The 26,681-nt window shown below is 71.4% G+C and carries 23 protein-coding genes; 16 read left to right on the plus strand and 7 right to left on the minus strand.

Annotation, left to right across the window (positions count from 1 at the left end; all coding sequences use genetic code 11):
- Positions 1–41: 41 nt before the first annotated feature.
- Positions 42–2,297, minus strand: a complete 2,256-nt coding sequence (locus ACZ63E_RS13275) for a hypothetical protein (protein WP_465336706.1) — start codon at positions 2,295–2,297, stop codon at positions 42–44.
- Positions 2,298–2,388: 91 nt separating this feature from the next.
- Between ACZ63E_RS13275 and ahcY the strand changes: the two genes are divergently transcribed.
- The 4 genes from ahcY to ACZ63E_RS13295 all read left to right on the plus strand — a co-directional run bounded on the left by ahcY (position 2,389) and on the right by ACZ63E_RS13295 (position 5,034).
- The gene (gene ahcY / locus ACZ63E_RS13280) at positions 2,389–3,861 is read left to right on the plus strand and encodes an adenosylhomocysteinase (RefSeq protein WP_465314236.1); all 1,473 of its coding nucleotides are present in this window, start codon (positions 2,389–2,391) and stop codon (positions 3,859–3,861) included.
- Between the two features lie 110 nt (positions 3,862–3,971).
- The gene (locus ACZ63E_RS13285) at positions 3,972–4,259 is read left to right on the plus strand and encodes a FitA-like ribbon-helix-helix domain-containing protein (RefSeq protein ID WP_465336192.1); all 288 of its coding nucleotides are present in this window, start codon (positions 3,972–3,974) and stop codon (positions 4,257–4,259) included.
- Positions 4,253–4,696 (plus strand): type II toxin-antitoxin system VapC family toxin, encoded by a 444-nt coding sequence (locus ACZ63E_RS13290; protein WP_465336193.1) that lies wholly within the window; start codon positions 4,253–4,255, stop codon positions 4,694–4,696. Before ACZ63E_RS13285 ends, ACZ63E_RS13290 begins: the two co-directional genes overlap by 7 nt.
- Positions 4,693–5,034 (plus strand): VOC family protein, encoded by a 342-nt coding sequence (locus ACZ63E_RS13295; protein ID WP_465336194.1) that lies wholly within the window; start codon positions 4,693–4,695, stop codon positions 5,032–5,034. The genes ACZ63E_RS13290 and ACZ63E_RS13295 overlap by 4 nt, the downstream gene beginning before the upstream one ends.
- 1 nt (position 5,035) lies before the next feature.
- Here the strand turns inward: ACZ63E_RS13295 and ACZ63E_RS13300 are convergent, their stop codons facing one another.
- Positions 5,036–6,463, minus strand: a complete 1,428-nt coding sequence (locus ACZ63E_RS13300; RefSeq protein ID WP_465336195.1) for an MFS transporter — start codon at positions 6,461–6,463, stop codon at positions 5,036–5,038.
- 49 nt (positions 6,464–6,512) lie between these two features.
- Here ACZ63E_RS13300 and ACZ63E_RS13305 point away from each other — a divergent pair, with 49 nt between their 5' ends.
- Positions 6,513–7,118: a TetR/AcrR family transcriptional regulator gene (locus ACZ63E_RS13305; protein ID WP_465336196.1), complete on the plus strand. Its 606-nt coding sequence runs from the start codon at positions 6,513–6,515 to the stop codon at positions 7,116–7,118.
- Here the strand turns inward: ACZ63E_RS13305 and ACZ63E_RS13310 are convergent, their stop codons facing one another.
- Positions 7,119–8,117, minus strand: a complete 999-nt coding sequence (locus tag ACZ63E_RS13310) for a hypothetical protein (RefSeq protein WP_465314230.1) — start codon at positions 8,115–8,117, stop codon at positions 7,119–7,121.
- A 247-nt stretch (positions 8,118–8,364) separates the two neighbouring features.
- Here ACZ63E_RS13310 and ACZ63E_RS13315 point away from each other — a divergent pair, with 247 nt between their 5' ends.
- The 3 genes from ACZ63E_RS13315 to ACZ63E_RS13325 all read left to right on the plus strand — a co-directional run bounded on the left by ACZ63E_RS13315 (position 8,365) and on the right by ACZ63E_RS13325 (position 10,419).
- Positions 8,365–8,943, plus strand: a complete 579-nt coding sequence (locus ACZ63E_RS13315) for a papain-like cysteine protease family protein (protein WP_465336197.1) — start codon at positions 8,365–8,367, stop codon at positions 8,941–8,943.
- Entirely contained in the window at positions 8,940–9,704 is a 765-nt protein-coding gene (locus tag ACZ63E_RS13320; protein WP_465336198.1) for a hypothetical protein, read from the plus strand. Before ACZ63E_RS13315 ends, ACZ63E_RS13320 begins: the two co-directional genes overlap by 4 nt.
- A gap of 61 nt (positions 9,705–9,765) precedes the next feature.
- Positions 9,766–10,419, plus strand: a complete 654-nt coding sequence (locus tag ACZ63E_RS13325; protein ID WP_465336199.1) for a dTMP kinase — start codon at positions 9,766–9,768, stop codon at positions 10,417–10,419.
- On the opposite strand, the gene solA is transcribed toward ACZ63E_RS13325, so the two are convergent.
- The 3 genes from solA to ACZ63E_RS13340 all read right to left on the minus strand — a co-directional run bounded on the left by solA (position 10,408) and on the right by ACZ63E_RS13340 (position 14,132).
- The gene (gene solA, locus ACZ63E_RS13330; RefSeq protein WP_465336200.1) at positions 10,408–11,538 is read right to left on the minus strand and encodes an N-methyl-L-tryptophan oxidase; all 1,131 of its coding nucleotides are present in this window, start codon (positions 11,536–11,538) and stop codon (positions 10,408–10,410) included. The two genes, ACZ63E_RS13325 and solA, sit on opposite strands and share 12 nt — an antisense overlap.
- Positions 11,535–13,592: an FAD-dependent oxidoreductase gene (locus tag ACZ63E_RS13335; protein WP_465336201.1), complete on the minus strand. Its 2,058-nt coding sequence runs from the start codon at positions 13,590–13,592 to the stop codon at positions 11,535–11,537. Before ACZ63E_RS13335 ends, solA begins: the two co-directional genes overlap by 4 nt.
- Positions 13,593–13,658: 66 nt before the next feature.
- Positions 13,659–14,132, minus strand: coding sequence for a hypothetical protein (locus tag ACZ63E_RS13340; protein ID WP_465336202.1), 474 nt, complete (start codon positions 14,130–14,132; stop codon positions 13,659–13,661).
- A gap of 64 nt (positions 14,133–14,196) precedes the next feature.
- Between ACZ63E_RS13340 and ACZ63E_RS13345 the strand changes: the two genes are divergently transcribed.
- On the plus strand, positions 14,197–15,165 hold the full coding sequence (locus tag ACZ63E_RS13345; protein ID WP_465336203.1) for a helix-turn-helix transcriptional regulator: 969 nt from the start codon (positions 14,197–14,199) through the stop codon (positions 15,163–15,165).
- Here the strand turns inward: ACZ63E_RS13345 and ACZ63E_RS13350 are convergent.
- Entirely contained in the window at positions 15,162–15,947 is a 786-nt protein-coding gene (locus ACZ63E_RS13350) for an IclR family transcriptional regulator (protein ID WP_465336204.1), read from the minus strand. The two genes, ACZ63E_RS13345 and ACZ63E_RS13350, sit on opposite strands and share 4 nt — an antisense overlap.
- 164 nt (positions 15,948–16,111) lie before the next feature.
- Between ACZ63E_RS13350 and ACZ63E_RS13355 the strand changes: the two genes are divergently transcribed.
- The 7 genes from ACZ63E_RS13355 to secA all read left to right on the plus strand — a co-directional run bounded on the left by ACZ63E_RS13355 (position 16,112) and on the right by secA (position 26,437).
- Positions 16,112–16,426 carry a bifunctional 3-phenylpropionate/cinnamic acid dioxygenase ferredoxin subunit gene (locus ACZ63E_RS13355; protein WP_465336205.1) on the plus strand — a complete coding sequence of 105 codons (315 nt, stop codon included), beginning with the start codon at positions 16,112–16,114 and terminating at the stop codon, positions 16,424–16,426.
- A gap of 157 nt (positions 16,427–16,583) precedes the next feature.
- Complete coding sequence (gene mtrA / locus ACZ63E_RS13360; RefSeq protein WP_005150760.1) at positions 16,584–17,261, plus strand: MtrAB system response regulator MtrA; 678 nt, start codon at positions 16,584–16,586, stop codon at positions 17,259–17,261.
- Positions 17,262–17,268: 7 nt separating this feature from the next.
- A complete protein-coding gene (gene mtrB, locus ACZ63E_RS13365; protein WP_465336206.1) occupies positions 17,269–18,990 on the plus strand; it encodes an MtrAB system histidine kinase MtrB in 1,722 nt (573 codons plus the stop codon).
- Positions 18,987–20,696: an LpqB family beta-propeller domain-containing protein gene (locus ACZ63E_RS13370; RefSeq protein WP_465336207.1), complete on the plus strand. Its 1,710-nt coding sequence runs from the start codon at positions 18,987–18,989 to the stop codon at positions 20,694–20,696. The genes mtrB and ACZ63E_RS13370 overlap by 4 nt, the downstream gene beginning before the upstream one ends.
- Before the next feature lie 72 nt (positions 20,697–20,768).
- Complete coding sequence (locus ACZ63E_RS13375) at positions 20,769–21,563, plus strand: ComF family protein (RefSeq protein WP_465336708.1); 795 nt, start codon at positions 20,769–20,771, stop codon at positions 21,561–21,563.
- 1,094 nt (positions 21,564–22,657) lie between these two features.
- Positions 22,658–23,344: a ribosome hibernation-promoting factor, HPF/YfiA family gene (gene hpf / locus ACZ63E_RS13380; protein ID WP_465336208.1), complete on the plus strand. Its 687-nt coding sequence runs from the start codon at positions 22,658–22,660 to the stop codon at positions 23,342–23,344.
- Between the two features lie 204 nt (positions 23,345–23,548).
- Entirely contained in the window at positions 23,549–26,437 is a 2,889-nt protein-coding gene (secA, locus tag ACZ63E_RS13385; protein WP_465336209.1) for a preprotein translocase subunit SecA, read from the plus strand.
- The last annotated feature ends 244 nt before the right edge of the window (positions 26,438–26,681 follow it).

Raw genomic sequence — 26,681 nt, forward strand, 5'->3', positions numbered from 1 at the left:
CTAGCTCACGGTCGAAGGCCCCTCGCTCCGGCGAGGGGCCTTCACTGTTTCGAGGGGAAGTCCCACAGCAGGCCCTGCTCGCCGCCGCGCGGCTTGCCGAGACCGGCGGCCATCGCGACGGCGTGGTCCCATTCGGCGTCGACGACGTAGTCCTGGTGCTTGAGCACGCCCGCCGCCCAGCGGTGCCGCCCGGTCGGGCCGCGCAGCGGGTCCGGCAGCCAGTGGTCACCGCCGAGGATCAGGACGCCGTTCTCGTCGGCCTTCGCCTTCAGCGGGCCCGAACCGCCTTCGGGCTGGAAGCCGACGCCGTAGAGCTGCCGGTCGGAGACCTCGTGCCGCCACGTCGTCACGCCGCCGCCGAAGATGTCGGTGCCGCGGCACAGGGCGCGCCATCGGCCCTCGAGGTCGGCGAACAGCCGCTCGAGCGCCTCCTGCGGCAGCAACGCCGGGAACGCGCGCTGGTACCCCCACTGCAGCGGCGAACCGGCGGTCAGCACGCCGACGCGCTCGAGGTCCTCGGGCGGCAGTTCGGCCGCGAGCCGGGCGGCGGCCATCACCGTGAGCAGGCTGCCGAGGTTGTAGCCGGAGAGCACCACGCGTGTCCCCGGGTCGGCGAGGTGTTCCCGCGCCCGCGCGGCCAGTTCCGGGACGACCTTCAGCGCGTAACACGGCGGCACGGTCGGGTGCGCCGCGCGCGGCCAGAAGCACACGAGGTCGGCCAGCGCGCCGAGGTGCCGGCTGCGCTGCGGGGTGCGCGCGGCCGTGTAGACGACGCGCAGCAGGCCCGCGGCCAGCGCGCCGAGCGCGACGACGCCGATCGCCGACAGCGGTTTGAACCAGCCGGGCACCACGCCGAACCCGAAGCGCAGCACCAGCAGCGCGGCGCCGCCGGCGGACATTGCGGAGGCGACGGTCAGCGCCAGGTGGTGCAGGTGCCGCCGTTCCCAGGCCGAACGCGCCCACGCCGCCGCGGCCTGGGCCTCCTGCCGCTCGTCGTGCTCCATGAGCTCGACGATCGCCGGGACGCCCCGCCGCAGCCGGCGCAGCGGGACGGCGACCGCGAAGCCCAGCCCGGCGAGCACCGCGGCCAGCGCCAGCCCGGCGCCCCACAACACCGTGACCAGCACATACGTGTCGGGCACCTGCAGGTGTTCGGCCCCGGAAAGCCGTCGCACGGCTTCGGTGAGACCGGCGCCGAAGCCGCCGCCGAGCAGCCCGGCCAGCGCGAGCACCGGCGCGGCCGCCCAGCCGCCCGCCCACGGCCGCAGCCGGCGCGGCTTGTGCTTCCAACCGGGCCGGGCCAGCACCGCGGCCGGCGCCAGGAACAGCGCGAACAGCACCGTGACGACGACCAGCGCCGCGCCCAGCCCTTCGACGACGCCGTTGGTCCCCGGCAGCGGGCCCGTGCCGGGGCGCAGCCGCACCGCGGCCACGACGACCAGCAGCCCGGCGAACGCGAGCACCCCGGGCCGGGCGAACCGGCCGGTGTCGACGCCGATCGCGGCGGCGATGACGGTGGCCAGCACGAGCGCCAGCGTGACGATCCAGACGACCAGGTCGAAGCCCTCGCCCGGCACGCGGAACGGGCCGCCGAGCAGCAGCAGCGCGACCGACGCCAGCGCGGCGACGGTGTGCAGGCAGCGCAGCGCGGGCGTCTCCGGGTCGGCGCGCATCCGCAGCGGCCCCGCGGTCAGGTCGCCGTCGGCGTGCACCGCCCAGGTCGCCGACGAAATCCGGTGCAGCACGAAGATCACGAGCAGCAGGGGCAGCACGCCGACCGCGATCCGCGCGGGGACCGAGCGGACGGCGTCCGGGACCACGGGCAGGCAGCCCGACCCGGGGGCGAGGCACTGCGCGGCGAACAGGTCGAGCGCGATCGCCGCGAGCTGGCCCATCAGCAGCATGGTCAGCAGCAGGGCGCCGACGCGCAGCAGGCCGCGGCAGACCGCGCCGAGGACCCGCGCGAGCCGCCGGTCCGGCGACGCCGGCGGCAGCATCCAGAACGCGACGTTGGCCAGGGAGAACGGGAACAGCAGCGCCCAGGTGGCCTTCGCGGCGCCGCCGGAGGTCATGCCGTGCCACAGGTAGCCCTCGAGGGTCCGCGGGATCGACCGGCCCAGCGCCGGCAGCACCGGGCCGGGCGCCGGGCGGCGCAGCCGGTCCGCCGGGCGGATCACCCGGCCCAGCCCGTCGCCGGCGACGTCGACGGTCGCGACCGCGTCGAGCAGCGTTTCGCCGCTGGTGCCCACGAGCCCGGCGACGCGGATTTCGACGACGCGGGTGTCCGAGCCGGGCATGGCCACGGTAAGGGTCTCCTAACCATCTGGGGACTGTGGAGCGGACAACGGTAGTGTTCCGGTGTCGTCGAGTCTTGGAGGAATCGCCACTATGACCCCCGAAAGCGTTGCCCAGCGGCACCAGACCCGCGGCGGCATCGAGTTCGCCGTCGCCGACCTCGAAGCCGCCGAATTCGGCCGCAAGGAGATCCGCCTCGCCGAACACGAGATGCCGGGCCTGATGGCGCTGCGGCGCGAGTACGCGGAGGTCTACCCCCTGCGCGGGGCGCGGGTCTCCGGTTCGCTGCACATGACCGTGCAGACCGCCGTGCTGATCGAGACGCTCGTTTCGCTGGGCGCCGAGGTGCGCTGGGCGTCCTGCAACATCTTCTCGACCCAGGACCACGCGGCGGCCGCGGTCGTCGTCGGCCCGCACGGCAGCACCGAGGAGCCCAAGGGCGTCCCGGTGTTCGCGTGGAAGGGCGAGTCGCTCGAGGAGTACTGGTGGTGCACCGAGCGCATGCTCACCTGGGACGGCGAGGGTCCGAACATGATCCTCGACGACGGCGGTGACGCCACCATGCTCGTCCACAAGGGCACCGAGTTCGAGAAGTCGGGCGTCGTGCCGACCCCGGACGAGAACACCTCGGACGAGTTCCGCGTGTTCCTCGAGCTGCTGCGCGCTTCGGTCGCGGCCGACACCGGCAAGTGGACGAAGATCGGCGAGGGCATCCGCGGGGTCACCGAGGAGACCACCACCGGCGTCCTGCGGCTGTACCAGCTCGCCGCGGCCGGCGAGCTGCTGTTCCCGGCGATCAACGTCAACGACGCGGTGACGAAGTCGAAGTTCGACAACCGTTACGGCATCCGCCACTCCCTGATCGACGGCATCAACCGCGGCACCGACGTCCTCATCGGCGGCAAGGTCGCGGTGGTCTGCGGCTACGGCGACGTCGGCAAGGGCGCGGCGGAGTCCCTGCGCGGCCAGGGCGCGCGCGTGGTCGTCACCGAGATCGACCCGATCTGCGCGCTGCAGGCGGCGATGGACGGCTACCAGGTCCGCACGCTCGAGAACGCGCTGCCCGAGGCCGACATCGTCATCACGACGACCGGCAACAAGGACGTCGTGCTGGTCGAGCACATGGCGAAGATGAAGCACCAGGCGATCCTGGGCAACATCGGTCACTTCGACAACGAGCTCGACATGGCGGGCCTGCAGCGCTACCCCGGCATCCGTCGCATCACCATCAAGCCCCAGGTCGACGAGTGGATCTTCCCGAACGGCAACACGATCATCGTGCTGTCCGAGGGCCGCCTGCTCAACCTCGGCAACGCGACCGGGCACCCGTCGTTCGTGATGTCGAACAGCTTCTCCAACCAGGTGATCGCGCAGGTCGAGCTGTTCACCAAGCACGAGGAGTACGACAACGAGGTCTTCCGCCTCCCGAAGAAGCTCGACGAGAAGGTGGCGAAGATCCACCTGGACGCGCTCGGCGGAGAGCTGACGAAGCTCACCAAGGAACAGGCCGAATACATCGATGTGGATGTGGAAGGGCCGTTCAAGCCGGAGCACTACCGGTACTGAGGTTTTTGCGTTTCAGCAGGTCAAGGCCGCCCCGAAAGTGTTCGGGGCGGCCTTTTGTATTGCGTCTTGAACAGTGATAGCTCGAATGGGTGACGTGTTATCATGGTGGGGTGAAACAGTTGATCACCCGGATCGACGACGAGCTGCACGCCCGGCTGAAAGCGCGAGCCGAGGCCGAAGGGCGCAGCATGAACGACCTGGTCACGGAAGCGTTGAGGGGCGTAGTGGCGAAGACCGAAACCCGCGCGGAGTGGAAGCGGCGACTGATCGCCGAGGGAAAGCTGGTTGCCTACGAGGCGGAAGGCGAGGCGCCGGGGCACGACGAACTGGAGAAACTCTCGCGCGGCTGGGGTACGGCCGTCAGCGAGGCACTCGACTGGACCAGGGGTGAATGGTGACTGTTCTCTACGCCGACACGAGTGCGGTGGTCGGTGCCTACCTCGTCGACGAGCCCGAGCACGCCGAGCTGCGAAAACTGCTGATCGACGGTGACCACCTCGTGCTCACCAGTGAGCTGACCCGGCTCGAGTTCGCGAGTGCGGTCACGGCGGCCAAGCGAACCGGCCGGATTCCGGATGCCCGTGCGTTCCTGGCCCAGTTCGACGAGGACACCCGGTCGGTGCTCGGGGTGATCCCACTGGAGCCGCCGCGGATATTCGCTGCCGCTCGCCGGCTGGTCACGGACAACTATCCCGTGCGCACTCTCGACGCGATCCACATCGCCGTCGCGATGCACGACACCGCCGAGCTGACCGGCGGCGAGCCGGTCACCTTCGTCACCCGGGACCAGCGGCAAGCCGACGCCGCGAAAGCCAACGGATTCGAGGTGCTGTGACCGTCAACCTCTTCGCCGGCATCGCCGTCCGCGACTTCGCGGGCGCCGTCGCCTGGTACGAGAAGCTCTTCGGCTCCCCGCCGACGTTCGTCGTGCACAAGACCGAAGTGCTGTGGGAAGTCACGGAACACGGCTCGGTCTACGTCGTCGAGCGGCCCGAGCGGGCCGGGCTCGCCATGCACACCCTCTTCGTCGAAGACCTCGACGAGCGGGTCGCCGGGATCTCCGCGCGAGGCATCGAACCAGCCGACCAGGAGGCGTACGACAACGGCGTTCGCAAGATCATCTACCGCGACCCCGAGGGCAACGAGCTCGGCATCGGCGGCGGGCCAGCCTGAGTCAGGCGCGCCGCGAGCGCGCGATGCCCCACCCGACGAGCGCGCCGGCCACGACGGTGAGCGTGACCCCCGCGATCATCACGGCGTCCCGGAACTGCGCGGTCTGCAGCGCGCTCCAGTGCGCCGTGGTGATTTCGCCGGTGAACAGGGCCGCGAGGATCGTGCCGGTGACCGCGATGCCGGCGCCGGACGTCACCTCGGTCGCCGTGTCGGTGAGGGCCGCGCCGATCGTCGTGCGGTTCTCCGGCAGGCCGCGCAGGACGTTGACGCCGGCGACCGCGCCGACCACGCGCATCCCGGCGGCCACCAGCACCAGCGCGATGGCGACCCACACGTACCCGAGCCGGCTGAACAGCCCATAGAACGCGAGCCCGGCCACCACCGCCGACGCACTGAGCCACGCCGCCCGCTCGAGGCCGACGCGCCGCACGAACGGGCCGACAAACGCGCCGCCCGCGACCAGGACCACCACCTGCGGCAGCAGCCCGGCGGCCGCGAGCGCGGGCGGCCAGCCCCAGTCGAGCTGCAGCTGCAGCGTCACCAGGTAGCCGAGGCCCGCGGTCGCCAGCCCGGCCGCGGCCTTGAACGCCAGGCCACTGGAGACGAGCGGGTGCGCGACGAGCTTCAGGTCGAGCAGCGGGTGCCGCGCCGAGCGCTCACGGAGGACGAACAACACCGCCGTCACGACGGCCGCCGCGGTGGCCGTCCACGGCGACCACGAGCCGGTGCCTTCGTGGACGAACAGCGTCGGCGCGACGAGCGCGAGCACGATCGTCACCGTGCCCAGCGCCGCGCCCGGGACGTCGATGGGGTCGCGGTGCAGTTCGGCCGGGTTGTCGGGGGAGATGCCGGACCGGATGCCGACGATCGCGAGGAGCGCGATCGGCACGTTGACCAGCAGCAGAACCTGCCACGGCGCGATCGCGAGCACAAACCCGCCCGCGGTCGGGCCGATCGCCAGCCCGACCAGGCCGACCGTCGAGATGAGGGTCGTCGCGCGGACGCGCAGGCCGTCGTCGTCGAACAGCCGGAAGGCCAGGGCCATCGACCCCGGGGTGGTCATCGCGGCGGCGACGCCCATCAGCACCCGGACGGCGATGAGCTGTTCCGCGTCGGTGACGAACGCGGTCGCCAGGCTCGCGGCGCCGAGCAGCGCCAGGCCGATGAGCATGACCCGGCGCCGGCCGAACCGGTCGGCGACCGCGCCGAACGCCAGCATCAGGCCGCCGAAGACGACCGCGTACGCGCCGGTCACCCACTGCAGCGTGGTGGTCGACGCGCCGAGCTCGCGGCCGATCGTCGGCAGCGCGACGTTCAGGATCGAGTTGTCGAGCATCTCGAAGAGGAACACCGCGGACAGGCCCGCCAGGGCGATCCACGCCTCGCGCAAGGACCGGGGGGACCGGGCGGTGACAATGTCGGTGGTCATGCCACTAAGTTAACTCACTAAGTTTAGTGACACAAGAGAGGGTGGTCGGATGCCCAGGACCAGCGAGCGGGGCGGACCGCAAACGCGGGCGAAGATCTCGGAGGTCGCGACCCGGCTGTTCCTCGAGCGCGGGTTCGACGAGGTCACGGTCGCCGAGGTCGCGCGGGAGGCCGGCGTCTCGAGCGTGACGGTCTTCAAGCACTTCCCGCGCAAGGAAGACCTCCTGCTCGACCGCCAGGTCGACGCGGCCGACGTCCTGCGCTCCGCGGTGCGCGACCGCGCTCCGGGCGTCGACGTGCTCGACTCCCTGCGCGACGCGACCTTCCGGCTCCTCGACGAGCGCCACGGGCTGTCCGGCGTCGCCGACGGGGCGATCCCGTTCTTTCGGACGGTCGCGGCTTCACCCGCGCTGCTCGCGCGGGTGCGGGAGATCGGCTCGGACCTGCAGCGGCTCCTCGCCGACGAGCTCGCGAGCGACCCGGCCTACGACGGCGACGGGCCGCTGTTCGCCGCGTTCTTCATCGGCGGTTACGGCACGGTGCTGGTGGAGACCGCGAGCCGGCTCATCAACCAGGGCGACCCGGACGCCGTGGCGGCCGACCACCGCGAACGGCTGGAACGGTTGTTCACCGCACTGCGGAACGGAGTGGGGTGATCAGTTCCACTCGACGGCGACGCCGGCCAGTCCCGGCCCGGCGTCGCTGAAGAACGCGCTGCTCACGCCGCCCATGTCGCACGCCAGCTCCTCCGCGACGACCGGCAGGGCGTCGTCGCGGGCGCGGACCTGACGCGTGCAGCGGGCCGGCAGCGCGTTGCGGTCGAAGCGCAGCTGGACGAGGTAGCTCGCGCACCGGTCGCGCAGCATGCGGTAGTACCCCGGGGACGCCGAGCCCGAGTCGTCGCGGACCTCGAAGCAGAACACGTGGATGTCGCCCTCGGCGAGCTTGCGGTCGAACAGCAGCTCCGTCGCCATCGTGTCCGCGTCCGGGTTGCGGCGCATCCGCCCGACGCGGCAGCCCTCGTCGGTGATCAGCTCGACGTCGTCGATCCGGCAGCCCGGATCGCCGTTGTAGACGGTCAGGTAGCGGTCGGGGCCGTGCCGCCGGGCGCGCGTCACCAGGCGCGTGCGGAGGCTGACCTGGCGGTGCTCGGCGTCGAACTGGATCGTGTCGTGGACCGACAGCAGTTCGAGGTCGGCGTTGTAGTGGTTCGACGACGGGTACGCGCCGAGCTCGGCGAGCAGGTCCTCGACGATCGACCCCATGTCACCGGACCGCAGGTCGTGGAACGACGCCGCGGGCTGGTGGCCACGGCGGACCAGTCGGGGTCCGATGAGGACCACGAGGGCGTCCGCGGGCAGCTGGAGGACCGATTCGAGGGCCCGGACCGCCGGGAGCGCCTTCGGCACTTCGGGCTGGCGCAGCCCGCGTTGCCAGTAACTCAGCGTCGACTGTCCGATTTGGACCCCGCGCAGGGCGAGGTGGGCGCGCAGCCGCGCCAGGGAGAGGCCCCGGTAGGCGATCGCCAGCCGCAGGGCGTGGTGGAACTCGCCGGTGCGGAGCGCCTCGGTCAGCTCTTTGGGCAGCTCGGCGACCGATGCCCGGGTCGCGCGGGCGCCATCGATGATCAGTGGGAGGTTCCCGTCTTGTGCCACCGCTCGTCCCTTCACCCGACCAGTGTGTGCGCTGGGCGTGAACACCGCGGAACGTTCACGTTAGCAGCGTAGAGTGGCGGTGCCGACCCCCGTTCAGGGTGGTTGGCCACGTGATGGTGACTGTTCCGCGTTCCGGCTGTGCCCCGGAACGGTCCGTTCAGCCAGATGGCGTTCTTGCTCCTTGTGACCGCGTTGTTCACCGTTGTGACCACCGCTGGTTCGCCCACTCCTCCGCAGGAGGCCGTCTGTGCTGGTGAAGTCGAGCCGGGTACCCGCCACGTTGGGCGTGTGCCTGATGTTGTGCCTGGTCGCGCCGGCTCAGGCCCTGGCCGCCGCGCCCGGAGTGCCGCCCGCCCACCAGACCCGGATCACGATGCAGGCGCAGCAGAAGAACCAGTGGTGCTGGGCCGGTTCGGGCGCCACGATCGCCGCGTCCCACGGCGTCGGGGTCAGCCAGACGCGCTTCTGCCAGCTCGCCCACGGCGAAACCGGCCAGGACTGCGCGAACCTGACCGGCACGCTCGCCGACCCGCAACGCGCCTTCGCCCGGCTCGGGTTCAGCTCGCCGGGCCGGTACCTCGACCACCGCGTCTCCTACGCCGACGTCCGGACGCAGACCGCGGCCGACCGGCCGATCGAGACCCGCGTCGGCTACCGCTCCGGCGGCGGCCACACGCACGTCGTCTCCGGCTACGACACCGGCGGCGACTGGGTCACCTGGAGCGACCCGGGCGCGTCCCGGCGCTACAACTGGTCCACCTACGGCTACTACACGCACAACTCGTCGTTCACCTGGACGCACACGCTCACCGGGATCGCCCGATGAGCAGGCGGGCGCTCGTGCTCGCCGTGCTGACCGGCTCGGCGCTGCTGATGACGGCACCGGTGTCAGGCGCGGCCCAGGCCGCCGGCATCAGCAGCGCCGACGCCGTGGCCGCGCACACCGCGGCCGCGGCGCCCGGGCTCCGGGACACCCTCGTCCGGTTCTTCGCGCAGGCCCCAGGGGCGCAGGCGCCGGTCTCGGTGGAGATCGCGCCGGACGCCTACGCCGTCTACGAGCTCTCGCCGGACTTCGTCGGGGGCAAGCCGGGCGCGGCGCCGGGGGACTTCGCCTACTTCGCGATCCCCGTCCGGGCCTCCGACGGCCGCACCGCGACGCTCTGGTCGGTCCGCGACGGCGACAGCGCCTGGCAGATCGGCAACATCGCCTCGGGTGACGTCGAAAGCGCGTACGCGCGGAAGCTGCCGGCGGGCGCCCAGCTGCTGCACGAGCCGCAGGTCGACGCCTGGTACGCCGTCCGCGACGGCCGGGTCACGCCGTTGTCGGACGACCGGGCCGCGATCACCGTGGCCGACTACCAGCGGACGGTTTCGGGGCGGTACGCGGACAAGCTGCCCGGCTCGGCCTACGCCCGCGACGGTGAGGCCGGCGGCTACGACGCCACCTCCCAGGTGATGCCCCGCGGCGACGGCGGCCCGGCGCCGTCGAGCCACGACACGGGCTGGGTGCCGTTGCTGATCCTCGTCGGCGTGCTCGCGGTCAGCGGCGCCGGGTACGTGCTCCACCTGCGGCGGAACCCCGCATGAGACGTGCCGGCGGGCCCGGTGTCGATCCCCTTCCACCGGGCCCGTCGGTCCACCACCGATAATGACGCGCGTGGGTCGACTGGTGGTCATCGAAGGGCTCGACGGCGCGGGCAAGCGGACGCTGACCGACGGGCTGACGGCGCAGCTGCGCGCCAAGGGCGCGAGCGTGGTGTCGCTGGCGTTCCCGCGGTACGGCGAGAGCGTGCACGCGGACCTCGTCAAGGAGGCGCTGCACCGCGGGCACGGCGACCTCGCCGACTCCGTGTACGGCATGGCCGTGCTCTACGCGCTGGACCGCAGCGGCGCCGCGGACCACATCCGCGCGCTGCGGGACGCGCACGACGTCGTCCTGCTGGACCGTTATGTCGCATCCAACGCCGCGTACGCGGCCGCACGCCTGCGGCAGGACGCGAACGGCGAAGTCGTGAAGTGGGTGTGGGAGCTGGAGGTCGGCCGCTTCGGCCTGCCCCGCCCGGACGCGCAGCTGCTGCTGCGTGTCGAGCCCGCGGTGGCGGCCGAGCGCGCCGAACGCCGCGCGGCGGTCGAGGCCGACCGGGAGCGCGACGCCTTCGAGACCGACGACGGTCTCCAGCGCCGGTGCGCCGCGGTGTACGACGAGCTGGCCGCGTCGGGCTGGCTGGCGCCGTGGCACGTCCTGGACGGCGTCACGGGAGTCGACCTCGAAGCGCTCGCGACGACGCTGCTAGGCCAGTAGCCGCGCCGGGTCGAAGTGGCCGATGGGGTGGGCCGTGCCGCCGTCGACCACCAGGTCCGCGAGGACCTCGCCGATCACCGGGGCGAACTTGAACCCGTGGCCGGAGAAGCCGCACGCGAGCACGACGCGCTCTTCGCCCGGGTGCCGGGCCACTACGAAGCTCTCGTCGGCGGTGTCGGTGTACATGCACGTCGCCGCGCGGAGGAACGCGCCGGGCAGCGTCGGCAGGTGCCGCTTCACCACCGACGTGATCTCGTGGATCTCGTCGGCGGAGACGTTCCGGTCGATCCCGTCGGGCGTGCACGGCCGGCCGCCGCTGTGGAACGCGACCTTCACGCCGTCCGCGGGCGCGTTGTGCGCCGGGAAGCCGTAGAACGTGTAGCCGTCGCCTTCCCAGATGTAGACGGGGTGTTCCCGGAACGGCGCCACCCCACCGGACGGTGCGAACCAGTACTGCACCTGCCGCCGGACCGTGAACGCGACGCCGAAGTCGCGCAGCAGCTCGGCCGCCCACGCGCCGGGAGCCAGCACGAGGCGGTCGGCCGTGTAGTAGTTGTGCGAAGTGCCGACGCGCACGCCGCCGGCCATCGTGCTCCAGGTGAACACCTTCTCCTCGTGGTGCAGTTCCGCGCCGCACCGCGCGGCGAGCTGCAGGTGCGCGGCGACGCTGCCCTCGGGGGACACCAGACCGGCGCCCGGCTCGTACAGCCCGACCTCGTCCGCCGACGGCGCCATGGCCGGGAACCGGCGCCGGATCTCCCGCGCGTCGAGCAGCTCGTGCCGGACGCCGAACGCCGTCGCCGACGCGAGGCTTCCGGTGATCGTCCGCGAGTCCGCCGTGCCGACCATGATCCCGCCGCAGCGCGTGAACAGCCGCCGTCCGCTGTCGCGCTCCAGGCCGTCCCACAGTTCGTGCGCGCGCAGCAGGAGCGGGACGTACTCGGGGCCTTCGAGGTACGCCTGGCGCGTGATCCGCGAACCGCCGTGGCTCGACCCGCGGTTGTGCACCGGCGCGAACTGGTCGAGGCCGAGCACCCGCTGCCCGCGCTGCGCCAGCCGGTACGCCGCGGCGCTGCCCATGCCGCCGAGACCGACCACGATCACGTCGTAGTGCGTCATCCGACCCTCCCCGGCACGCGGGTCCCGGCGTGCTCGATCTCCACCGGAGTCCCCGGCTTGCCGTACTCGACCGGCAGCCAGGCGTAGCCGATGGTTCTTCCCGTGGTGTGGCCGAAACCGGCGCTGGTGACGTACCCGGCCGCGCGGCCTTCGACGTACACGGGTTCCTTGCCCAGCACGATGTCCTCGGCCGTCAGGCGCGTCAGGCGGCGGCTCACCGTCGCTTCGGAACGGTCCTTCAGCGCGTCGCGGCCGAGGAAATACCCCTTGTCCATGCGGACGGCGAAGCCGAGGCCGGCCTCGTAGGGATCGTGCTCGGTGGTGAAGTCGACCCCGGCGACAAGGCCTCCTGCTTCCAATCGCAGGCTGGTCAACGCTCGATAACCGGCGACGGCGATGTCCCGTTCGCGCAGCTCGTCCCACAGGCGGCGGCCCAGATCGGCCGTGGTGTGCAGCTCCCAGCCGGGTTCGCCCACAGTGGACAGTCGCAACGCGACGACCGGAACGTCGCCGACGTACGTCTCCTCGGCGGCGCAGTCCGTTGTGGACAGTTCAGGCAGGACCTCGCCGCTCGACGGTCCCCACACGCCGAGGCAGCACGTTCCCGGCGTCGTGTCGTGGATCTGCACGGTGCCGTCGCCGGGCAAGTGCCGCCGCAGCCAGTCGAAGTCCAGCCGGCCACCCGCGCCGACGTGGAACCGCTCGACGCCGAGCCGGGCCACGGCCAGCTCCCCGCGCAGACCGCCGTCTTCGCCGAGCAGCAGCGTGCGGGTCACCGTGCCCGGCGGTGTTGCCAGGTCGTTCGTGGTCATGGCCTGCAGGAACGGCAGCGCGCCCGGCCCGGTGACGGCGAGCCGCGGCGCGGGCGTGAGATCGAACATCGCGACGCGCTCACGAGCCACGCGCGCTTCCGCGCCCACCTCGGTTGCGTACTGCTCCGGCCGCGCCCAGCCGTCGACCGTCCCGAAGCGCGCGCCGAGTGCCTCCTGGCGCTCGTGAAAGGGGCTGGTCCGCACCGGCGCGGTGAACCGGGCCGACGGCGCGAACCGGGCGAGGTCACAGCCGTGCAGGGCGAGTGACGGCTGCCCGTCGACGAGCCAGCGCGCCAGTTCACGCGCGGCTCCCGCGGAGTGCTCGACGCGGATCGCCTCGGCCACCCAGAAGCCGTCGAGGTCCGGGTGCTCACCGAGGAGCGGCCTGCCGTCCGGGGTGCCGGGGAGCACGACCGTCGTGGTCGACTCGACGCCGGCGTCACGCAGCGCGGGCAGTAGGTCGGCGGCCGCGGCGACACCGAAGCCGAGCCGGTCGACGTGCTCGCGGACGTACCTCCCGGTCCCGAGGTGACGCAGCACGGGCTTGCCCGCCTGGACGTGTTCGTCGTTGTGCCCGGCCAGATCCGGCAGCGGCGACGTCAGCGAATACTCGTGGGTCAGCGCCACCTGCGGGACGCTCAGCCCGACGAGCCCGCCCGAGCCGTCGCAGGAGACGACCACGTCGGCGCGGAACCGCCCGGCCGCGGTGACCACGCCGGTGACGCGCCCGGCCACACGCTCGATCGTCACGGCTTTCTCGGTGGTGAAGCGGGCTCCGCGCGCCTTCGCCCGCCGAGCCTGCGCTTCGGCCGCGCGCCGGGCGTGCACGAGGCCGTCACCGGGAACGTGGAACCCACCCAGCACGCGGGTCCGGTCGAGGAGCGGGTGCAGGTCGGCGCACTCGTGGGGGGTGCGCAGGAACCCGCGCACCCCCCACGACGTCGCCCAGCCGTGCCGCCGCTTCAGCTCCGTGAGCTGCTCCGGCGTGGTCGCGAGCTCCAGGCTGCCCACCGGGTTGAAGCACCACTGGCCGTCGAGACCCGCGTACTTCGCGACCGTGTACTTCGCGAACTCGGTCAGCGTCCGGTCCGGGTCGGTCCGGAACACCAGCCCCGGCTGGTCACCGGCGTCGTCGACCCCCAGGACGGTGACGTCGGTCCAGCCGCGTTCGGTGAGCTCGTCGGCCAGTGCGCAGCCGACGAGGCCGGCGCCGAGGACGACCACCCGGGGCCGTGCTGCCATCGCGTTCCCTCCCGGGGCGACGAAGTTGCGTCTTCGGCAACAAAGTGCGTCATGCGCGACGCACTGTCAAGCGCCCGAAAAGGTGCCCGATCCGGCCCGGGTGAACTCCATGACCCAGTTGGGTTCCCAGCTCTGCCCGCCGTCGGCGGAGAACTCCTGCTCCCAGCGGGCCGAGGTGTCCGTGATGTCCGACCAGATGTAGTGCGCCCGGATCGGCTTCCCCTTGTGGACGTCGTCGCCGTAGAAGTCACCGCGGCCGTCGGTGAAGGTCCCGGCGACCGGCGGCTGCAGCACGCCGGTGCGGCTGTTGGCCCAGTAGATCGACCACTCCTTCCGCTCGACGTCGAACAGGCGCAGCGTGAAGCCGCGGAAACCGCGGTCCGGGAAGAGGATCTCCTCGGTGTTGCCGCCGCCGTCGAACAGCGGGGTGCAGGTGGTGGTGCCGGGGAAGACGTCCCAGTCGTCACTCCCGGCGAACAGGGTGCGGAGCCGCCGGCTGACGACGGTCCAGGAGCCGTGGAAGAAGGCGAAATCGGTCATGCCGGTGATCTTGGGCCGCCGTCACTGACATCTTCTGTCAGTGGTCGCTGGCAGACTTCGCCGGGTGCGTGCGAGCCGGCTGGTGTCCCTGCTGCTGTTGCTGCAGAACCGCGGGCGGATGAGCGCGTCGCGCCTCGCCGCCGAGCTGGGCGTGACCGCGCGGACCGTGTACCGCGACGTCGAGGCGCTGGCCGCCGCGGGTGTCCCGATCTACGCCGAGGGCGGCCCGAACGGCGGCTACCAGCTGCTGGACGGCTACCGGACCCGGCTGACCGGCCTCACCGCGGGCGAGGCCGGTTCGCTGTTCCTCACCGGCCTGCCGCAGCCGGCCGCCGAGCTGGGCCTGGGCGCCCAGGTGGCCGCGGCCGAGCTGAAACTGATGGCGGCGCTGCCGACGCCGTACCGCGACGCGTCCGTGCGGATCCGCCAGCGGTTCCACCTCGACGCGCCCGGCTGGTACCGCGAAGCGGACCCGGTGCCGCAGCTGCTCGCGGCCGCGGAAGCCCTGTGGCAGGACCAGGTCGTCGAGGTCCGCTACCGCCGCTGGTCGCCGACTCCCGGCGTGGTGACGCGGCGGCTGCGCCCGCTCGGCCTGGTCCTCAAGGCGGGGGTCTGGTACCTGGTCGCCGGGCCGCGACCGCGCACCTACCGCGTCACCAACATCGAACGGCTCACGGCGCTGGACGAGCACTTCACCCGGCCCGAAGGGTTCGACCTGGCGGAGTTCTGGCGTGAGCACGTCGAACGGTACGAAGAGAGCGAAGCCGCCGAGACGGCCGTCGTACGGCTCTCGCCGGCGGGGATCGCCGCTCTGCCGGACATCCTCGGCCCGCGGGCCACCCGCTTGGCGCTGCGCACGCTCGAACCGCCGGACGCCGACGGCTGGCAGCGCGCGACGATCCCGCTGGAAAGCGTGCCCCACGCGGCCGCCGGGCTGCTGCGGCTCGGCGCGGACGCGCAGGTGCTGGCCCCGGCCGAGCTCGTCGCGCACCTCGCGGAGACGATCACGGCGATGGCGCGGCTGTACCCCTAGTCCCGGAAGTAGCCCAGCTGCGCGGAAAGCTCGTCCGCCGCGTCGGTCATCGGCCGCACGATCTGCTTGACCCGCTGCTTCGACAGCCGGTACGACGGCCCCGAAGCGCTCATCGCGGCGACGACGTCCCCGCCCGGGCCGTGGATCGGCACGGCGACCGCGTGCATGCCGAGCTCGAGCTCCTCGTAACAGGCCGCGAAGCCGTCTTCGACGACCCGTTCCAGCTCGGTCATCAGCTCGTCCGGCTCGACGGTCGTGCGCGGGGTGTACTGCTCCAGCTTCCGCTTGAGCACCCGCTTGCGCTCGGTGTCGCCCATGTACGCCAGCAGGATCTTGCCGCTGGACGTCGCGTGCAGCGGGGTGCGCTGGCCGGTCCAGTTCTGCGTGGTGATCGCCGCCGCGCCGCGCGCCTGGCTGATGTTGATCGCGACCCCGTCGTCGGCGATGGCGATGTTGACGGTCTCGCCGAGCTCCTCGGCCAGCGTGCGGCAGCTGACGCGGCCGAGCTTCGCCAGGTCCATCCGGCCGGTCGCGGCGCCGGCCAGCCGCACGATGCCGAACCCGATCGCGTACTTCCCGCGTTCGCCGAGCTGCTCAACGAGGCCTCTGGACTCCAGGACGCTGAGCAGCCGCGACGCCGTCGACTTGTGGACGCCCAGCTCGCCCGCGATTTCGGTGATGCCGGTTTCGCCGTTCCGGGCCAGCAGCTCGAGGACGCTGATCGCGCGGTCGACCGACTGCACCTGGCTTTGAGTTGCGTTGCCCGAGTCCTGGTTCCGCATAGCGCAACAGTATCCGTTTTGCGCCGTCCCTATCGGCTGAGTGGGCGAATCTCTTGACGCGGCCGCCGTCGGAACCGGATTGTTGCGCAGGAAGCGCAGTGTCGCGCGATGCGCAACTTTCACCCGTTGTTCCGGTTTCCCGTCACCCGTTCCCGGAGGCCCCGATGATCCGCGCCTGCGCCACCGCCGACCTGCCCGAGGGGGAGTCCCTCCGCATCGAAGGGCCCGTCCCGATCGCGCTGTTCCACACCGAAGACGGCTTCTTCGCGATCGACGACACCTGCACCCACCAGGACGCCTCGCTCGCCGACGGCTGGCTCGAGGGCTGCTTCGTCGAATGCCCGCTGCACGCGGCGCGGTTCGACCTGCGCACCGGCGTGCCCACCTGCCTGCCGGCCAAGGCGCCGGTGCGGACCCATCGCGTGGTCGTGACCGACGGCGCCGTCTTCGTCGACGCGCCCGTCCCGGCCCTTCCCTGAGCCTTCCTCCGCAGGTCCGTGAAGGCCGCGTCCCGGCCTTCACGGACCGTCCAGGGGCACCCGGATGGAGCAGGGGCCGGTGCCGATCTTGATCTTTCTGGTGGTCAAACACGCGGGTCGTGCGTGCGGGCGCCGGAACTAGTGCGAATATGTGGACATGAAGGCACGTGTTCTCGTGGTCGACGACGACCCCGCCCTCGCGGAGATGCTCACCATCGTGCTCCGTGGGGAGGGGTTCGACACGGCCGTGGTCGCCGACGGCTCACGCGCGCTGCCCGCGCTGCGTGAGCTGAAACCCGACCTCGTCCTGCTCGACCTGATGCTGCCCGGGATGAACGGGATCGACGTCTGCAAGGCGATCCGCGCCGAGTCCGGGGTGCCGATCGTCATGCTCACCGCCAAGAGCGACACCGTCGACATCGTCCTCGGCCTGGAGTCCGGCGCCGACGACTACGTCGTCAAGCCGTTCAAGCCGAAGGAGCTGGTCGCCCGGGTCCGCGCCCGGATGCGCCGCACCGAGGCCGAACCCGCGGAGTCGCTCACGATCGGCGACCTGGCGATCGACGTGCCCGGCCACGAGGTCACGCGTGAGGGCAAGGCCATCCCGCTGACCCCGCTGGAGTTCGACCTGCTGGTGGCGCTCGCGCGCAAGCCGCGTCAGGTGTTCACCCGCGAGGTGCTGCTCGAACAGGTGTGGGGCTACCGGCACGCCGCCGACACACGCCTGGTGAACGTGCACGTCCAGCGCCTGCGCTCGAAGGTCGAGAAGGACCCGGAACACCCCGAGGTGGTGTTGACCGTTCGCGGCGTGGGGTACAAGGCCGGCCCGCCGTGATGAGTCGATGACCCTCGAGGCCCCGAGACGGCTTCCCGCGTTCGCGCGTTCGACGGCACGCCTGGTCCGGCGTGTCGTCGTTTTCGCGCGCCGGCGCGCGGTCGCCTTCAACGAGCTGTGGAAGCACTCGCTGCAGTTCCGCGTCACGGTGTCGACGCTCGCGCTGTCTTCGGCCGTCGTGTTCGTGCTGGGCATGGTGCTGCAGAACCAGATCACCGAGCGGCTGCTGGACACCAAGCGCGAAGCCGCGATCGCGCAGACCCGCGCGGCCGCCGACACCGCCGCCGGCGAGCTGGTCGGGCTCGGCGGCGAGAACTACGACGCGATGACGCTCCGGCTCCAGAACGCGTTGAAGAAGATCGCGATCACGCCGACCAGCCAGGACGCGGCCGGTTCGGCGGCGGGCACGTTCGTGCCGGTGCTCGCCAGCGGCGGCCGTGACCAGTCCGGCGCCGTGTCGGCGTCCGCGGGCCCGTTCGAGAACGTGCCGCCGCGGCTGCGCCAGTTCGTCGAGGCCGACCAGATGAGCTGGCTCGAGCACACGGTCACCGACGGCGCCGGCATGCGCACGACGTACCTGATCGTCGGCACGCCGCTCAACACCGTCGCCAGCCCGCTGCAGCTGTACCTGCTGTTCCCGTTGACGACGGAGCAGAACACCGTCTCGACCGTGCAGAACACGCTGCTGGTCGGCGGGCTCGTGCTGCTGCTCCTGCTCGCGGGCATCACGAACCTGGTGACCCGCCAGGTGGTGCGCCCGGTCCGGCAGGCCGCCGCGGCGGCCGAGCAGTTCGCCGGCGGTGACCTCGACCAGCGCCTCACCGTGCTCGGCGAGGACGACCTGGCGAAGCTGGCCGTGTCCTACAACGGGATGGCCGCCAGCATCCAGGGCCAGATCCGCCAGCTCGAGGAGTTCGGCGGCCTGCAGCGCCGGTTCACCTCCGACGTCTCGCACGAGCTGCGCACACCGCTGACCACCGTCCGGATGGCCGCGGACGTGCTGCACGCGTCGCGCGAGCAGTTCCCGGCCGGGCTCGCGCGCTCGACCGAGCTGCTGGTCGACGAGCTCGACCGGTTCGAGGCCCTGCTCGGCGACCTGCTGGAGATCAGCAGGCTCGACGCCGGCGTCGAGGAGCTGTCGGCGGAGTTCATCGACGTCCGCCCGATCGCGACGCGCGCGGTCGAGCAGGTGCGGGTGATCGCCGGCAACGCGGGCAGCTCGGTCGAGCTGGTGCTGCCCGACGAGGAGGTCGTCGCCGAGGTCGACGCCCGGCGCGTCGAGCGGATCCTGCGCAACCTGCTCGCCAACGCCGTCGACCACAGCGAGGGCAAGCCGGTGGTGCTGACGGTCGGGGCGAACGAAACCGCCGTCGCCATCACGGTCCGGGACCACGGCGTCGGCCTGCGGCTCGGCGAGGCGGACCTGGTGTTCAACCGGTTCTGGCGCGCCGACCCGTCGCGCAACCGCCGTACCGGCGGCACCGGGCTCGGCCTGGCGATCAGCCAGGAGGACGCGCGCCTGCACGGCGGCGAGCTCGACGCGTGGGGCGAGCTGGGCCAGGGCGCCTGCTTCCGGCTCCTGCTGCCGCGCCGCCAGGACGTGCCGGCCGGTGACCCGCCGCTGGTGCTGCCGCCGCCCGACCGCGTCGCCGCCGAAGTGCCGCTCGGGATCATCGAGGTGCCTGCTCCGGAAGCGATCTTCGCCGAACGTGAGGAAATCGGGCAGTGAAACGGCTTTTGATCGCCCTGGCGTGCCTGGTGCTGGTGGCCGGCTGCGCGAACGTGCCGCTGGAATCCCAGCCCGTCGTCGTCTCGGGCGAACGCCAGGGGCAGGGCTCCGGTGACGTTGTGCCCGAGCCGCAGCCGGGGATCGACGCGCTGACGCTGGTCCGCGACTTCATCGGCGCGACGCTCAAGCCGGGCCAGGGCTACGCGGCCGCCCGCGCCTACCTGGACGACGCGGGCCGCGCGAACTGGCGCCCGAGCCGCAGCCTCACGATCATCCAGAACACCTTCGGCACGGTCTTCGACACCAACCCACAGCCCGACCCGAACACCGTGGTCGTCAACGTGCGCGGGATCGACATCGGCACGCTCGACCAGAACAGCGCGTTCGTGCCGGACTACAGCTCGGCGCTGGTGCAGGTGAAGGTCCGCAAGCAGGCGAGCGGCCAGTGGCGGATCATCGACCCGCCGCCCGAGCTGTACGCGACCGAGTCCGACTTCAGCGAGAACTACACCGCGGTGCCGGTGAGCTTCTACTCGGACACGGCGGCGACGTTCGTCCAGGACCGGCGTTACGTCGTCGCGAAGCCGCAGTCCGGGCTGCCGGGCAAGGTGATGGACCTGCTGGTGAACGGCCCGTCGACCAGCCTGGCCGGCGCGGTGCGCAACCTGCTCGGCGAGCCGATCGAGATCGACACGAACGTCAAGAGCCTCGACGACGGGACGCTCGTGGTGCCGCTGTCGGGGCTGGCGGGCGTCCCCGACGAGGTCCGGAAGCTGATCGCGGCGCAGATCGTCCTTTCGCTCCAGTACGTGACTTCGGCGCGGATCCGCATCCTCGCCGACGGCGCGCCGCTGGTGGCGAACCACCCGGACTGGCGGTCGAACGAGCTGCCCGCGTACGGCGCGCCGCTGTCGCTCAGCCTGGAGCTGCTGGGGCTGATGACGGTGGGCGGCCGCGTCCGTTCGCTGGGTGACGGCGCTCCGGTGCCCGGCCCGGCGGGCAACGGCGGTTACGACGTCGTGAGCGCGGCCCAGTCGATCGACGGCAAGCGCCTGGCGGTGGTGGAGCGCGACGGCGGCCAGGTCCGGCTGCGGATCGGCGACCTCGGCCACGACCTGACCCCGGTCACCCTCGGCGGCAGCACGCTGAGCCGCCCGACGTGGCGGCCCGGCACCGGCGAGGTGTGGACGGTGGTCGACCAGATTTCGGTGGGCCGCCTGGTGGTGGGCCCGAACGGCCAGTGGACGCCGTTGCAGGTCAACGCCACGGACCTGACCCAGCAGGGCGGCATCACGGAGCTGCGGTTCTCCCGCGACGGCGCCCGCGTGGCGGCTATCGTCAACGGCCAGCTGTGGGTGGCTTCGGTGGTCGGCACGAACGACACGGTGGCCCTGCGCGAGCCCCGTCACCTCCAGCCGCACGACCTCCAGGAGGTCGTCGACGTGGACTGGGTGGGCCCGGACTCGCTGGTGGCGGTGACGAGGTCGAACTCCCAGCCGGTGGTCAAGGTGACGGTGGACGGCCAGCGCATGGACGCGTTCAACAGCTCCAACCTGACGGTCCCGGTCCACGGCGTGACGGCGGCCCCCAGCCGCCAGATCGTGGTGGCGGACGCGAGCGGCCTGTGGACGGCGTCGGCCCTGGGCGAGGTGTGGCGGCCCCAGAACCACACGATGAAGGACGCGGACCCGTTCTACCCGGGTTGATCGTGTTTCACCGGTTCGGGTGACGTCCGGACGTTCGAAACTGTCGGTGCCGGCGGTGACACTGTCCGTGTGCTGAAGAAACTGCTCGACCTGGTGATCCCGAGCCGCTGCGCCGCGTGCGGAGCCCGCGGGGCGCCGTGCTGCGCGGAGTGCGCGAAGGTGTGGGGCTCGGTGTCGGAGGTGGTCCGCGTCCCGACGGCGGGTGTGGTGCGGGTGTTCGCCCTGGCCCGGTATCGCGGCGTCGGGCGGCGGTTGCTGATCGCGTACAAGGAGCGGGGACGGCGGGATTTGGCGCCTTCGCTGGGGCGGGCTTTGGCGGAGGCGTTGGCTGTGTTGCCGTTGCGAGTTTCCGCGGCCCGGGCCAGTCCGCCGGGTTCGGCCGCCAGCTTGGCCGCCAGCTTGGCCGCCCGCTCGGCCGGGCCGGGCGGCGCCTCTCCGGCGTTCTCGGCGGATGCCGCCACCGCGCCCCGCGCGGCCCTCGCCACACCCCCGCCGCGGGTGATTTGCCTTGTCCCGGCGCCCAGCCGCCCCTCGGCGTCGCGGGTGCGCGGCGGCCCGCACGTCGAGCGGCTGGCTGGGTTTGCCGCGAGTTCCCTGGTCACGCGCGGTTTCGAGGTGGTCGTCGCCCCGGCTTTGGAACTGGCGGGCGGAGCCCGGGACGCGGTCGGCCTGGACCGGGCGGAGCGCATGGCCAACCTCGCCGGAAGGCTCCGTTTCCGCGAATCCGGCCGGCCACCACCGGGCTTCCCGATCGTGGTGCTGGATGACGTGGTGACGACGGGAGCCACAGCCGCGGCGTGCGTCCGAGCGCTGGCTTCGGAGGGTTTCGAGGTCGCGGCTGTCCTTACTCTGCTGGCGGCCGGGTGACCGGCGGTCGAGGAGGTGCCACGTCGGCGGGCGGGTCAGGCCGAGCTGCCCACCGGGTGAGAACCGGCGCCCTGGGAGGTGCCACGTTGGTGGGCTGGTCGGGCCGGGCGAGCCACCGTTCCGGGCCTCGGCGCGAACTCGGCAGCCCACGGATCCTGCTGCGGTGCGGAGCAGGGTGCGACGGTGATCGTCGCAACCCCTGCCAACTCGGCAGAGAGGTGAGATGCAGGCGAGCCGAAGAGCGCTTTCAACCGCCGCGCACCGCCAACCCCCAAGTCGCGACCGTCGCCGATCCCATCACTTGGTCCCACCGGTAAAGGAGCAACCAAGCAACTCCCGCGGTCGGGTGATACCGGCGCACCCGCCGCCTCGGCGAGCGGCTCAAGCCGAGCGAGCCATCGTCCCGGCCTCCGCGCCAACCCGGCCGCGAAGTGAGATGCAGGTGAGCCCAAGACCGCTTTCAACCCATCGCGCGAACCCACCCAGCCATTCCCGAGCCACCCACCCCCACCAGCAAAAGGAGCAACCACCAAAACAACCTCGCGGCCGGGTGACCCCACCGTCACCTACACGAGTGACATCCACCGGGAACGCAGCCCGCCTCGCGCCCGTTGTCCGGGCATGAGGGTGTTGATCACGACCACTCGGCCGCCACACCACTCCACCGGAGTGGCGGCTGCGGCGGACGGGGCCGTCACCCTCGGCGTCCACCAGCCGGCAGCGATGCGCCGTCCGTGTGAAAGCACGCTGCGTGCACCGCGTCCGACCAGCGGGTGTTTTCTGGTGTTCACCCCCCGCTCACTGCGCCGGGTGACGGAGTCTCATTCCTCGACATCCCCCGGCTCGGGGGCTGTTGCAACGGGCGTGAGGAAGCTAACGTGCTCCGCAATCAGCAATCCCCGCAGGCAGGGAGGTGACGAGCCCATGTCCCTGGCGCCGGAGGTGCGCTGAGTCCGCGTTCGGGCTCCGGCACGAGACGTCGTGAACCGTTCCCGAACTCCTTCTCGGCCCGCGATCCGGGCTTCCGTCCCCGCAATACCGGCGCCGTGTGTGAACTCAACAGCTCGCAGTCATCTCAGCGAGGGAGGTCGTGTATGGACATCGTCGTTAAGGGCCGCAACGTGGAGGTGCCCGACCACTATCGGGCACTCGTCAGCGAAAAGCTGGCCCGCCTCGAGCGCTACGACAGGAAAGTCATCCGGTACGACGTGGAGCTGTTCCACGAACCCAATCGGCGCCAGGCCAAGAGCTGCCAGCGCGTCGAAATCACCGGAAAGGGGCGTGGCCCGGCCGTACGCGCTGAAGCGTGTGCCGCCGACTTCTACGCAGCGCTCGATTCCGCAGTCACCAAGCTGGAGAACCGGCTGCGGAGGACACACGACCGGAGGCGCGTGCACTACGGGCGCAGCCGCCCGGAGTCGGTCGCCGAAGCGACCTCGGCACTGCCGGGTGGTGGATCCCCGGCCGCAGCCAGTCCCGCCGCGCAGACCGCGGTGTTGGACGCCCCCGAAGCCGAACCGCAGACGAACGGCTTCGCGGTCGCCGGAGAGATCCACCTGCCGCAGCAGCAGAGCTGGGCCGACGACGACCTGGGTCACCAGCCCGGCCGCGTCGTCCGCGAGAAGCAGCACACCGCGGAGCCCATGACGGTGGACCAGGCTCTCTACGAGATGGAGCTGGTCGGCCACGACTTCTACCTCTTCAACGACTCGGATGCGGGCCGGCCCAGCGTGGTCTACCGGCGGAAAGGCTTCGACTACGGCGTGATCCGGCTCGGCTGAGCCGGTTCGAAGGAGGCCTCGCCGATGGCCCGCACGCGCCCGCGTGCGGGCCATCCGCATGTCAGGACCTACGGCGTGTGCACACGACGCCCACCGTTCCCTACGATGGGGTGGGACGGTGGCGCCGACCACGGCGGCCGCCGCGGGAAAATCTGCCCGGGACCGGCCCGGGCGCAGTCATGATCAGCTAGTGAGGTCGACCGGATGGTGCTGAACCGCCTGCTCCGCGCGGGTGAGCAAAAGATGGTGAAGCGGCTGGGCAGGATCGCCGATCACATCAACACCCTCGAAGACGAGGTCAAGGACCTGACCGACGCCGAGCTGCGGGCCAAGACCGAAGAGTTCCGCAAGCGGAACGGCGATGGCGAGTCCCTCGACGAGCTGCTGCCGGAGGCCTTCGCGGTCGTCCGGGAGGCGGCCAAGCGGGTGCTCGGCCAGCGCCACTTCGACGTCCAGCTGATGGGCGGCGCCGCGCTGCACCTCGGTCAGGTGGCCGAGATGAAGACCGGTGAGGGCAAGACCCTGACCTGCGTGCTGCCCGCTTACCTCAACGCGATCCCGGGCAAGGGCGTCCACGTCGTCACGACGAACGACTACCTGGCCAAGCGCGACTCGGAGTGGATGGGCCGCATCCACCGCTTCCTCGGGCTCGAGGTCGGCGTCATCCTCTCGGAGCAGCAGCCGGAGGTCCGGCGCGCCCAGTACAACGCCGACATCACCTACGGCACGAACAACGAGTTCGGCTTCGACTACCTGCGCGACAACATGGCGTGGAGCCTCGACGACTGCGTGCAGCGCGGGCACCAGTTCGCCATCGTCGACGAGGTGGACTCGATCCTCATCGACGAGGCCAGGACGCCGCTGATCATCTCGGGCCCGGCGGACCAGTCGTCGCGCTGGTACGTCGAGTTCGCGCGGCTCGCCCCGCTGATGAACGGCATCGACACCACCACCATGGGCTCGCGTGAGCGCGTCGAGAAGACGAACCTGATCAACTCGAAGTACCACTACGAGGTCGACGTCCGGAAGCGCACCGTCGCGGTCACCGAAAAGGGCGTCCGGTTCATCGAGGACCAGCTCGGCATCGACAACCTGTACGAGGCCGCGAACACCCCGCTGGTCGGGTACCTGAACAACGCGCTGAAGGTCCAGGAGCTCTTCCACCGCGACAAGGACTACATCGTCCGCAACGGCGAGGTCGCGATCGTCGACGAGTTCACCGGCCGCGTGCTCCACGGGCGCCGCTACAACGAGGGCATGCACCAGGCGATCGAGGCCAAGGAAAAGGTCGAGATCAAGGCCGAGAACCAGACGCTCGCCACGATCACGCTGCAGAACTACTTCCGCCTCTACGGCAAGCTGTCCGGCATGACCGGTACGGCCGAGACCGAGGCCGCCGAGTTCCACCAGACCTACAAGCTGGGTGTGGTGCCGATCCCGACGAACCGGCCGATGGTGCGCGCCGACCAGCCGGACCTGATCTACAAGACCGAGGAAGCGAAGTACGAGGCGGTCGCCGAGGACATCGCCGAGCGGCACGAGAAGGGCCAGCCGGTCCTGGTCGGCACGACGAGTGTCGAGAAGTCCGAGCGGCTGTCGAAGCTGCTGGTGAAGCTGAGCGTGCCGCACGAGGTGCTGAACGCGAAGCACCACGACCGCGAGGCGCTGATCGTCGCGCGCGCCGGCCAGAAGGGCGCCGTCACGGTCGCCACGAACATGGCGGGCCGCGGTACGGACATCGTGCTCGGCGGCAACCCCGACCTGATCGCCGACCACGTGCTGCGTGAGCAGGGCCTGGACCCGGTCGAGCACTCCGAGGAGTACGAGGCCGCGTGGCCCGCCGTCCTGGAGAAGGTCAAGGAAGAGTCGAAGGCCGAGGCCGAAGAGGTCCGCGAAGCCGGCGGCCTGTACGTGCTGGGCACCGAGCGCCACGAGTCGCGCCGCATCGACAACCAGCTCCGCGGCCGGTCGGGCCGGCAGGGTGACCCGGGCGAGTCCCGCTTCTACCTGTCGCTCGGCGACGAGCTCATGCGCCGCTTCAACGCGACGATGGTCGAGCGCGTCATGACGACCATGCGGCTGCCCGACGACGTGCCGATCGAGCACAAGATGGTCTCCAAGGCCATCAAGAGCGCGCAGACGCAGGTCGAGCAGATCAACATGGAGCAGCGCAAGGACGTCCTCAAGTACGACGAGGTCATGAACGAGCAGCGCAAGGTGATCTACGCCGAGCGCCACCGCGTCCTGGCCGGCGAGAGCCTGCGCGACCAGATCGAGGGCATGCTCGAGGACGTCGTCAACGCCTATGTGGACGGTGCGACGGCCAACGGTTACGCCGAGGACTGGGACCACGAGAAGCTCTGGACGGCGCTGAAGCAGCTCTACCCCGTCAGCCTCGACTGGGAAGAGCTGATGGAGGACGGCGACCTTGACGCGAACGGCCTGCGCGAGGCGCTGCTGCAGGACGCCCGCGACGCTTACGACAAGCGCGAAGCCGAGATCAACGCGCTCGTCGGGCCGGACGGCATGCGGACCCTGGAGCACCAGGTGATGCTGACGGTGCTGGACCGCAAGTGGCGCGAGCACCTGTACGAGATGGACTACCTCAAGCAGGGCATCGGCATGCGGGCGCTCGCGCAGCGCGACCCGCTGATCGAGTACCAGCGCGAGGGCTTCGACATGTTCCGCGCGATGCTCGACTCGCTGAAGGAGGAGGCCGTCGGCTTCCTGTTCAACCTGCAGGTCGAGCGCGCCGAGGCGCCCCCGGCCGAGGACGCGGCCGCGCTGCCGGCGGGAGTCGGCTCGGGCAACGGCCAGGCCACGGCGGAGGGGCGCCACGCCCGTCCGGCACCGCCCCAGCCGCCGACAACCGACACCGAGTCCGTCCCGGCCGCCCTCCGCGGCAAGGGCCTCGGCGGCGGCGGTCAGCAGCCGGGCGTGACCCTGTCCGGCCCGGGCGAGGACGGCGAGGTCGAGTCCCACGCCGACGGCGGAGCCGAGCCCGCGAGCGGAGGCGGCGGGGGGACTCGCCGTGACCGCCGCGCTGCCCAGCGCGACGCCGCGAAGAAGGGCAAGAAGGGCCCGCGTCGCTGACGAAGTGACCACGGAACCGGGGCGTGCGGCTTGGACCGCACGCCCCGGTTTTGTGTAGGGGGCCGCCCGCGACGACGACGCCCGGCCTGGCTTTCGCTGCCACCGGGGTCCACTTCGCACCGCGATCCTGGGCTGGCTGGTGGCCCGACTTGGCTGCCGCTGCCACCTGCGCGCATCGGCCGAGCGCGCCGCGGGGTCCACTTCGCACCGTGGCCATGGGCGCTGTCCACTTCGCACCCTGCGC

The organism is Amycolatopsis sp. NPDC104819 (genome assembly GCF_055583145.1).

What these genes read in the sequence shown, in the direction of transcription:
- ACZ63E_RS13325 (WP_465336199.1), top strand. Translation starts at nt 9,766, where the DNA reads ATGACGCGCGTGGGTCGACTGGTGGTCATCGAAGGGCTCGACGGCGCG.
- ACZ63E_RS13300 (WP_465336195.1), bottom strand. Translation starts at nt 6,463, where the DNA reads ATGACCACCGACATTGTCACCGCCCGGTCCCCCCGGTCCTTGCGCGAG.
- ACZ63E_RS13350 (WP_465336204.1), bottom strand. Translation starts at nt 15,947, where the DNA reads ATGCGGAACCAGGACTCGGGCAACGCAACTCAAAGCCAGGTGCAGTCG.
- secA (WP_465336209.1), top strand. Translation starts at nt 23,549, where the DNA reads ATGGTGCTGAACCGCCTGCTCCGCGCGGGTGAGCAAAAGATGGTGAAG.
- ACZ63E_RS13340 (WP_465336202.1), bottom strand. Translation starts at nt 14,132, where the DNA reads ATGACCGATTTCGCCTTCTTCCACGGCTCCTGGACCGTCGTCAGCCGG.
- solA (WP_465336200.1), bottom strand. Translation starts at nt 11,538, where the DNA reads ATGACGCACTACGACGTGATCGTGGTCGGTCTCGGCGGCATGGGCAGC.
- ACZ63E_RS13305 (WP_465336196.1), top strand. Translation starts at nt 6,513, where the DNA reads ATGCCCAGGACCAGCGAGCGGGGCGGACCGCAAACGCGGGCGAAGATC.
- mtrA (WP_005150760.1), top strand. Translation starts at nt 16,584, where the DNA reads ATGAAGGCACGTGTTCTCGTGGTCGACGACGACCCCGCCCTCGCGGAG.
- hpf (WP_465336208.1), top strand. Translation starts at nt 22,658, where the DNA reads ATGGACATCGTCGTTAAGGGCCGCAACGTGGAGGTGCCCGACCACTAT.
- ACZ63E_RS13320 (WP_465336198.1), top strand. Translation starts at nt 8,940, where the DNA reads ATGAGCAGGCGGGCGCTCGTGCTCGCCGTGCTGACCGGCTCGGCGCTG.
- ACZ63E_RS13290 (WP_465336193.1), top strand. Translation starts at nt 4,253, where the DNA reads ATGGTGACTGTTCTCTACGCCGACACGAGTGCGGTGGTCGGTGCCTAC.
- ahcY (WP_465314236.1), top strand. Translation starts at nt 2,389, where the DNA reads ATGACCCCCGAAAGCGTTGCCCAGCGGCACCAGACCCGCGGCGGCATC.
- mtrB (WP_465336206.1), top strand. Translation starts at nt 17,269, where the DNA reads ATGACCCTCGAGGCCCCGAGACGGCTTCCCGCGTTCGCGCGTTCGACG.
- ACZ63E_RS13335 (WP_465336201.1), bottom strand. Translation starts at nt 13,592, where the DNA reads ATGGCAGCACGGCCCCGGGTGGTCGTCCTCGGCGCCGGCCTCGTCGGC.
- ACZ63E_RS13355 (WP_465336205.1), top strand. Translation starts at nt 16,112, where the DNA reads ATGATCCGCGCCTGCGCCACCGCCGACCTGCCCGAGGGGGAGTCCCTC.
- ACZ63E_RS13275 (WP_465336706.1), bottom strand. Translation starts at nt 2,297, where the DNA reads ATGCCCGGCTCGGACACCCGCGTCGTCGAAATCCGCGTCGCCGGGCTC.